The following is an 8,102-nucleotide window of genomic DNA, read 5'->3' as shown; positions in this document are numbered from 1 at the left end:
AAATGCTTCGCCGATATCATCCTCGAGCTGCTTGCGGGCGCGGCAGAGGAATGGGTCGTTGAATCCGCGGAAGGTGTAGCCGTAGCGGACTGCACGGCGGAGGATTCGGCGGATCACATATCCTGCCTTCACGTTTGAAGGGAGCTGTCCGTCAGCGATAGAGAAGCTGATGGTACGGATATGGTCGGCGATGACGCGCATCGCGATGTCGCACTTCTTGTCCTGACCGTAGCTGTGTCCCGAGAGTTCACCGATCTTCGCGAGCATGCCGGTGAACACGTCTGAGTCGTAGTTGCTGTTCTTGCCCTGGAGCACTGCGCAGAGGCGCTCGAAGCCCATTCCGGTATCGATGTTCTTTGCAGGGAGGCTCTCGAGATGGCCGTCTGCCATACGCATGTACTGCATGAAGACGATGTTCCAGATCTCGATCACGTGCGGGTCGTCGTGGTTCACGAGGTCACGGCCGAGCACGCCGCTGGCCTTCTCTTCAGGGGTGCGGATGTCGATGTGGATCTCAGAGCAAGGGCCGCAAGGACCGGTGTCACCCATCTCCCAGAAGTTGTCGTGCTTGTTTCCGAGGACGATGTGGTCCTCGGGGAGGTGCTTGAGCCATGCTTCCTTGGCCTCGAGGTCGAGCTCGGTGCCGTCCTCAGGCGAACCTTCAAAGATGGTAGCGTAGAGTATGCTCTTGTCGATCTTGAACACATCGGTGAGGAGTTCCCATGCCATGTCGATGGCCTCGGTCTTGAAATAGTCACCGAAGCTCCAGTTTCCGAGCATCTCGAACATGGTGTGGTGGTAGGTGTCGTGTCCTACCTCCTCGAGGTCATTATGCTTGCCGCTGACGCGGAGACATTTCTGTGAATCGGCAGCCCTGTCCCACTTCTTCTTCGCGTTGCCGAGGAAGATGTCCTTGAACTGGTTCATGCCTGCATTTGTGAACATGAGGGTAGGGTCGCCCTTGACTACCATCGGCGCTGATGGTACGATGGCATGTCCCTTTGATGCGAAATAGTCCAGGAATGCCTGGCGGATTTCTTTGGATGTCATATAGTTATCTTGGTTTATTTTCAGTAATAACCCGCAAATTTACAACAAATATTGTATATTTGCGCGATGTCAAAGTCCAAAAAGCGCATATATATAGTACGCGGGGTGGGATTCTTCGTCCTCACCGTGGCTATGTATGCACTTTTCTTCTGGCTCTACAACGTCGTGTTCGAACTCGAACAGCCTATGAGCTACTTCCTTCGCAGAAGGAATTCCTCCTGGGCGGCGAAGGTCGAGCTGATGGGCAGGAGGATGGACACATACGAGGATGTTCTCGACCATCTCGAGCAGAGAGACAATGAGGTGTACCGCTCGGTGTTCGGTATGAACGAGATTCCGTCGGAGGTGCGTGACGCCGGAATCGGAGGCGTGAACCGCTATGAACCTTTTGCCGACCTCTCTGACTCCAGCCTCTTGAAAACCACTGCGATACGTCTTGACAGGCTGACGAAGAAAGCATATATCCAGAGCAAGTCCTTCGACGAGGTGTTCGCGCTGGCGGTGAGCGCCGGCGACATGGGTGTCAGCGTTCCTTCGATTCCGCCTATGTATCCAGACGCATATATCATGCTGACCAGTACCTTCGGCTACAGGGAGGATCCGGTCTGGGGCGGTGCTGCCCGTCATACCGGCATCGATCTCGCAACTGACAAGGGCAATCCCGTCTATGCGACCGGCGCCGGAGTGGTGGAGAGCGTCACTTCCGACGCCCGCGGATACGGTCTTATGGTCGTGCTCGACCATGGCTTCGGATACAAGACCAGGTATGCCCATCTGAACGCTGCCGTGGTCACTGAGGGACAGCATGTCGACAGGGGAGACCACATCGCATATTCGGGTCAGTCGGGAAAGTGTACCGGAGCTCACCTCCACTATGAGGTGCTCTATAGGAACAACTATGTCAACCCTCTGAACTACATGGACTTGGACATCCATCTTGCAGACTATAGGAACATGGTGAAACTCGTCCCAAGACAGAAAGGAACGACGGCGAGGAGGCGCAGGAGATAGCTATGAGAAACAGAAAGGAGGATATGAAGATCGTTGGTAGCGTGCTGAGGTGGTTCTTCAGCGCGGCTATCGTCGTGTGCCTTTATCATCTTGCTTTCGTGCTTCTCTTCCCTAAGGACAGCGACAGGATAGTGATGCGGGAAAACAGGATGTACGAGAAGCTCTACTCGCAGATGAGGGAGCAGGAGCGACTTCTCCATGACGCGGTCGAGTTCCTGGAGATCAGGGACGACGAGATATACAACAGTCTGTTCAATACTTCCGTGCCTTCGATAACCGATCTGGAGATCGGCACGACCCTTCCCAACTATGGCGAGGATCTTACCGACAACAAGATATACGCTTATGCCGCAGAAAAGGCGGAAAGCATTGAGGCTGCGTCGCTTGCGGTCGAGGAAAACTTCCGCAAGATCTTCGAGATCACGGGCGCGGAAGGATATGCGACCCCTCCTATGGTGATGCCGCTGGAAGGTTTCACCGTGTCCAGGACGGGAGCGTCGGTAGGACCGAAGGTGAGCCCTTTCTACAAGGTCGCCACGAGCCATGACGGACTCGACCTGATAGCCCCTGTGGGAACCGCGGTGCTTGCCGGTGGCCCGGGTGTCGTGATGAAGGTCGTACGCTCCATCCAGGCGGATGGAAACACCGTGTTCATCGACCATGGAAACGGATATGTGACCCGGTATTCACATCTCGGAGAGATCAAGGTCGCTCCGGGAAGAAAGGTGAAGGCCGGCGAGAAGATTGGCACCGTCGGAATGTCAGGCAAGTCCTTTGCACCGCACCTCCACTACACCGTTATGCGCGGAAACGTGGTCTGCGATCCGGTGAACTTCCTGTTCGCAAGCGTTTCGCCGAAGGATTATGCGGAGATGCTCGTCCTGTCGAGCTCTACCGCCCAGCAGATGGATTAAAGATAAAGACAACGATATGGAAAAGTTATTCTACACGATCAGCGAAGTCGCTGAACTCCTCGGGGAGAGCACCTCGTGCATCAGATTCTGGTCGAATTCGTTCCCGAAGTCGATCAAGCCAAAGCGCAATGCGAAGGGCAACCGCCAGTTCACCGCGCGCGACATCGAGGCATTCAAGCAGATCCAGCTCCTTCTCAAGAAGCAGGGCATGACCATCGAAGGCGCAGCCAAGAAACTCGCTCACGGCGAGGCTGCAGACAACACAGTGGTTGTTCTCGACCACCTGAAGAACATCAGGGAGCAGCTCGTGGAAATCAAGAAGGGACTGTAGGCAAAATTTCTTTTTATCATATAAGGAAAAAATAATACCTTTGCAGTTCGCACGAAAAGCGACCATCCAACAACGATTTAATATCTTAAGAACCAATATGGCAACAAAGAAGACCAAGAAATTCGAGACCCCTATCGACCAGAGGGAGACCTTCGTATCTATCCAGAGAAGCTTCGCAGACTCAGAGCTCTCAGTTGAGGAGAAGCTCATGACTCTCTATGCTCTCCAGCAGGTTGACTCTCAGATCGACAAGATCCTCCAGCTCAGGGGAGAACTTCCTCTCGAGGTCGAGGCTCTCGAGAACGAGCTCGAAGAGATTGCATCAAAGGAAGCTGCGATCAGCGCAGAGATCGAGGAGAATACAGCGACCATCGCACACAGCAAGCAGTGTATCGTGGATTACGACGCACAGACCGAGAAGTACAAGTCTCAGCTCGAGACTGTTTCCAACAGCCGTGAGTTCGATTCTCTCCAGAAGGAGATCGAGAACCAGGAACTTCTCCGTGCGATTGCCGAGAAGACCATCAATGAGACTCGTGAGAGGAATCTTGACAGGAAGCAGGCACTCGAGAACATGAGGGAGAAGAAGGAAGTCAAGGCTGCTGACCTCGAGGCAAAGAGGGAAGAGCTTGCTACCATCGTCGAGGCTACCGCAGCAGAGGAGAAGAAGCTCCTCGCTCAGCACGAAGAGTGCGCAGCCAAGATCGACGAGAGGACCATCAGCGCATACGAGCGCATCCGCAGGAGCTGCAACAACCACCTCGCAGTGGTTTCCGTATACAACGGCAATGCTTGCGGCGGCTGTATGAGCACCATCCCTCCTCAGCGCCTCCTCGACATCGCTACCAACAAGAAGATGATCATCTGCGAGTACTGCGGAAGGATCCTCATGAACCCGGACAAGGCAGAATAACATCCGGCCTATATGGCAAAGACCTATCGTGGAAAGTCATCTCGCGACGAGCAGGTGAACCTTGACGCCCTTATGGGAACCATGCCTCCTCAGGCGATAGACTTCGAGGAGGCGGTTCTTGGTGCGCTCATGGTGGAACCGAACTGTCTTGATGACACCCTCGATGAGCTCGCGAACTCCAACTGCTTCTACAGTCAGAAGAACAGGCTGGTCTTCGAGGCCATCAAGGATCTCTACGCCCAGCATGCTCCCGTCGATTCCTATACGGTGGCGGAGAGGCTCAAGAGCACGGGCAAGCTCGAGGAGGCTGGCGGTCTGGAATTCATTTCCGACCTCTCCTCAAGAGTGGGTTCCGCTGCCCATGTGGAGTACTACGCGAAGGTCATAAAGCAGAAATTCATCCAGCGCGAGCTCATCACCGCTTCGTATTCCATCCTGAAGACGGCGTATGATGACTCGGTGAACATGGAGGCTCTCATCGACACAGCGGAGACCAAGATCTTTGCAGCGGTGGAGCACAACGTAACCAAGGATGCGCAGGATATAGGCTCTGTAATCAACAGGTCGTTGGACGACCTCCAGAAATCCCAGTCTCAGGACGGTGCATACAGTGGCGTCCCATCCGGATTCCCATCCATCGACAGCATCACCCTCGGTTGGCAGTCATCGGACCTTATCATCCTTGCTGCCCGCCCATCCGTGGGAAAGACTGCGTTTGCGCTCAACGTGGCGAGAAACGCGGCGGTGATGGGTTATCCTACCGCCATCTTCTCTCTTGAGATGCCCGCAAAGCAGCTGGCGAACCGTATGATGGTCTCGGAGACCGGAATCGACTCGAAGAAGCTCAAGGGTGGCGTGAAGCTTGAACCAGGAGATTGGAGCAGGCTCGAGTCTCAGCTCACCAAGCTCGCAGCTGCGCCTCTTTACATAGACGATACCCCGTCGCTTCCTGTGATGGAGTTCCGTTCCAAGGTCAAGAAGCTCGTGAAGCAGAAAGGGGTCAAGCTCATCATCGTCGACTACCTTCAGCTCATGCAGGGACCTGTGGAGCTCCGAGGTATGCGTGAGCAGGAAGTTGCCGCCATCTCGAGAACACTCAAGGCGACCGCAAAGGAGCACAATGTGCCTATCATCGCACTCTCTCAGCTCAGCCGTCAGGCGGTGACCCGTCAGGGCAGCAACAACAGGCCTCAGCTCAGTGACCTCCGTGAGTCGGGATCAATCGAGCAGGATGCAGATATGGTACTTTTCATCCACCGTCTCGACTATCAGAACTTCGGCGACGACACCGTGCAGAAGGGAGAGACCCAGCTCATCATCGCCAAGCACCGTAACGGCGAGATCGGAGACGTTCCGCTCATCTTCCGCGACTCGATGGCAAAGTTCGTCGACGCGCAGGAAGAGAATCTCTCGAACGATTTCGGACATGTCAGCGCCTCGGCCATGAACAGTGCGCCGGCATCAGATTCGGGCTACAACCCGTTCGGCGGCGACGATTTCGGATTCGACGGCGGAAACTTTGCTTAAATCAGATAGGACATGCGTGGAGCAGCCATAAGAACGATTATGATCCTGGCCTTGACGGCGGGGTCATTTTTCGTATGCGGGGGTCAGGAAATACCCGTACGCACCACCTCCAAGGAGAAACTTGCATATCAGGCCGGGGAACGGATCAAGTACATGATCCATTACGACTGGGGCGTGATCAGCACCGACGTGGGCTGGGGCGAGGCAGTGCTTTCCGACTGCAGCCATAACGGGCAGGATTGTTTCCGTGTGGACATCAACGGACAGACCGGAAAGATATGGGACAAGCTTTTCCGAGTGCGCGAGAAGTTCTCTTCCATTTTCACGGCGAACGGCCTGGTGCCTCAGCACTTCACCCGCGATACCCACGAGGGCGGATACGAGGCTAGGAACACGTATGTGTACAGATGGGATGAGGAAGAACCTTACATCGACGCGGACGTATATTCTTCCCATGGCGGAAAGAAGGAGCTACACCTTCCTCTGGACCACAATACGTACGACCTGCCGACGCTCTTCTATCTTGCCAGGAACATGGATTTCGACAAGGTGGAACCGGGCGTGAGACACCCTATGACCTTCGCTATCGATGACGACGTGTACCATGTGCACTTCGTGCTTTACGGCCGCGAGAAGAAGAAGGTGAAGGGCCTCGGCACTATCGATACCATACGTTTCTCGGCGAAGCTCGTCGCTGGCGAGGTGTTCTCCGGGGAGCAGGACATGATGATTTGGGTGTCTGACGACGAGAACAGGCTCCCGGTTTACTTTGAGGCTCCGATCTGGATTGGAAAGGTCAGCGGAAGACTGATCGAGTACTCGGGTCTGCGCCACAAGCTTGTGACGACGAAGTAATATATGAAGAAGGACGAGATAAGCCATGTCGGCAAGATCATAGCGATCACTCCCGAGGTGACGACGGTGGAGATCATCTCCGAGTCGGCCTGCAGCCAGTGCCATGCCAGGGGACTGTGCGGTGCTTCGGAGGAGGTCGCGAAGCATATCAGGGTGCGTACCGTACCGGGTTCTAAAGACTCGGTGGGCGATACTGTAAGGGTGTGCCTGAAAAAATCGCTCGGAATGAAAGCAGTAATGCTTTCTTACGTGATTCCTGTTATTATTTTAATGATTTTAGTAGTATCTTTGTCAATTGTCTGGGAGTCGGATTGGCTCGTCGGACTGGTCACTCTTGCCGGGGTGGCTGCATATTATGGTATCCTGTACCTGATGCGGGACAGGCTTGACGGTGAATACGAATTTTATATTATAAACAACTAACCCTTATGACAAGTGCAATTATCTGGACTATCGTGATTCTCACGGTACTGGGTGTGGTGCTCGCCATGGTTCTTTTCCTCGTTGCGAAGAAATTCAAGGTCGAGGAGGATCCACGCATCGACGAGGTCGAGAAGGTCATGCCGGGTGCCAACTGCGGTGGCTGCGGTTTCGCTGGCTGCCGTGCTTTCGCGCAGAGCTGCGTTGAGGCAGGCAATCTGGACAAGAACTTCTGTCCTGTCGGAGGCAATGACACCATGAAGAAGGTTGCCGCCGTTCTCGGCATCGAGGCAGTTGCCAAGGCTCCTATGGTGGCCGTGGTACGTTGCAACGGTACATGCCAGAACCGTCCGACGACCAACGAGTACGACGGCCTCAAGAGCTGTCGTGTCAAGGCATCCCTCTACAGCGGTGATACCGGCTGTGCATTCGGATGTCTCGGATGTGGCGACTGTGTCGCAGCATGTCAGTTCGGCGCTATCAGCATGAACCCTGAGACAGGCCTTCCTGTCGTTGACGAGGAGAAGTGTACTGCCTGTGGCAAGTGCGCTGCTGCCTGCCCTAAGCAGGTCATCGAGATCCGCGTCAAGGGACCGCGCAACATGCGTCTCTACGTATCATGCATCAACAAGGACAAGGGCCCTGTCGCAAAGAAGGCATGCGCCACTGCCTGCATCGGCTGCGGTATCTGCGCGAAGACCTGTACCCACGGCGCCATCACCGTCGAGAACAACGTGGCTTACATCGATCCTGCGAAGTGCAAGCTTTGCCGTGAGTGTGAGGCTATGTGTCCTACATCAGCAATCCATGCAGTCAACTTCCCAAAGCCTCTCGACAAGGATGCCGTAAAGGCACGCATCGCAGAGCGCAACAAGAAGGCAAAGGAGGCTGCGGCCGCAGCTGCTGAAGCTGCAAAGGCTGCCGCTGCTCCTGCACCGGCTGCCCCAGAGAAGAAGGAGGAACCAAAAAATGAGTAAGACATTCAAGATCGGCGGCGTCCATCCTCATGACAGCAAGTTCAGCCGCCCCTGCCCCATCGAGGTCCTTCCTCTTCCGCAGACCGTTTATATCTCAATGGCCC

The 8,102-nt window shown here is 54.8% G+C and carries 9 protein-coding genes; 8 read left to right on the top strand and 1 reads right to left on the bottom strand.

All coding sequences use genetic code 11. From position 1 onward, the window contains the following. Positions 1–1,050: alanine--tRNA ligase-related protein (locus AC06ND_RS01765; RefSeq protein WP_475677276.1), on the bottom strand; the 1,050-nt coding region annotated here is incomplete at its 3' end. Between the two features lie 66 nt (positions 1,051–1,116). On the opposite strand from AC06ND_RS01765, the gene AC06ND_RS01760 reads away from it, so the two are divergent. The 8 genes from AC06ND_RS01760 (at position 1,117) to AC06ND_RS01725 (ending at position 7,998) form a co-directional block, all read left to right on the top strand. Further along, the gene (locus AC06ND_RS01760; RefSeq protein ID WP_475677275.1) at positions 1,117–2,061 is read left to right on the top strand and encodes a M23 family metallopeptidase; all 945 of its coding nucleotides are present in this window, start codon (positions 1,117–1,119) and stop codon (positions 2,059–2,061) included. A 2-nt stretch (positions 2,062–2,063) separates the two neighbouring features. Then, the gene (locus AC06ND_RS01755) at positions 2,064–2,975 is read left to right on the top strand and encodes a M23 family metallopeptidase (protein ID WP_475677274.1); all 912 of its coding nucleotides are present in this window, start codon (positions 2,064–2,066) and stop codon (positions 2,973–2,975) included. Positions 2,976–2,991: 16 nt separating this feature from the next. Next, positions 2,992–3,306, top strand: coding sequence for a MerR family transcriptional regulator (locus tag AC06ND_RS01750; protein WP_475677273.1), 315 nt, complete (start codon positions 2,992–2,994; stop codon positions 3,304–3,306). 97 nt (positions 3,307–3,403) lie between these two features. Then, the gene (locus tag AC06ND_RS01745; protein WP_475677272.1) at positions 3,404–4,219 is read left to right on the top strand and encodes a zinc ribbon domain-containing protein; all 816 of its coding nucleotides are present in this window, start codon (positions 3,404–3,406) and stop codon (positions 4,217–4,219) included. Positions 4,220–4,231: 12 nt separating this feature from the next. Then, positions 4,232–5,746: a replicative DNA helicase gene (gene dnaB / locus AC06ND_RS01740; protein ID WP_475677271.1), complete on the top strand. Its 1,515-nt coding sequence runs from the start codon at positions 4,232–4,234 to the stop codon at positions 5,744–5,746. Between the two features lie 39 nt (positions 5,747–5,785). Then, the gene (locus AC06ND_RS01735) at positions 5,786–6,601 is read left to right on the top strand and encodes a DUF3108 domain-containing protein (protein ID WP_475677270.1); all 816 of its coding nucleotides are present in this window, start codon (positions 5,786–5,788) and stop codon (positions 6,599–6,601) included. A gap of 3 nt (positions 6,602–6,604) precedes the next feature. Continuing rightward, a complete protein-coding gene (locus AC06ND_RS01730; RefSeq protein ID WP_475677269.1) occupies positions 6,605–7,024 on the top strand; it encodes a SoxR reducing system RseC family protein in 420 nt (139 codons plus the stop codon). Positions 7,025–7,029: 5 nt separating this feature from the next. Further along, positions 7,030–7,998 carry a Fe-S cluster domain-containing protein gene (locus AC06ND_RS01725; RefSeq protein ID WP_475677268.1) on the top strand — a complete coding sequence of 323 codons (969 nt, stop codon included), beginning with the start codon at positions 7,030–7,032 and terminating at the stop codon, positions 7,996–7,998. The last annotated feature ends 104 nt before the right edge of the window (positions 7,999–8,102 follow it).

This window comes from Candidatus Cryptobacteroides sp. (genome assembly GCF_056207615.1).
This window is presented reverse-complemented; position numbering and strand designations above follow the sequence as displayed.

Bases quoted from the DNA above. Each gene is read 5' to 3' on its own strand.
- AC06ND_RS01755 (WP_475677274.1), top strand. From the start codon at position 2,064: ATGAGAAACAGAAAGGAGGATATGAAGATCGTTGGTAGCGTGCTGAGG.
- AC06ND_RS01750 (WP_475677273.1), top strand. From the start codon at position 2,992: ATGGAAAAGTTATTCTACACGATCAGCGAAGTCGCTGAACTCCTCGGG.
- AC06ND_RS01760 (WP_475677275.1), top strand. From the start codon at position 1,117: ATGTCAAAGTCCAAAAAGCGCATATATATAGTACGCGGGGTGGGATTC.
- AC06ND_RS01735 (WP_475677270.1), top strand. From the start codon at position 5,786: ATGATCCTGGCCTTGACGGCGGGGTCATTTTTCGTATGCGGGGGTCAG.
- AC06ND_RS01725 (WP_475677268.1), top strand. From the start codon at position 7,030: ATGACAAGTGCAATTATCTGGACTATCGTGATTCTCACGGTACTGGGT.
- AC06ND_RS01730 (WP_475677269.1), top strand. From the start codon at position 6,605: ATGAAGAAGGACGAGATAAGCCATGTCGGCAAGATCATAGCGATCACT.
- dnaB (WP_475677271.1), top strand. From the start codon at position 4,232: ATGGCAAAGACCTATCGTGGAAAGTCATCTCGCGACGAGCAGGTGAAC.
- AC06ND_RS01745 (WP_475677272.1), top strand. From the start codon at position 3,404: ATGGCAACAAAGAAGACCAAGAAATTCGAGACCCCTATCGACCAGAGG.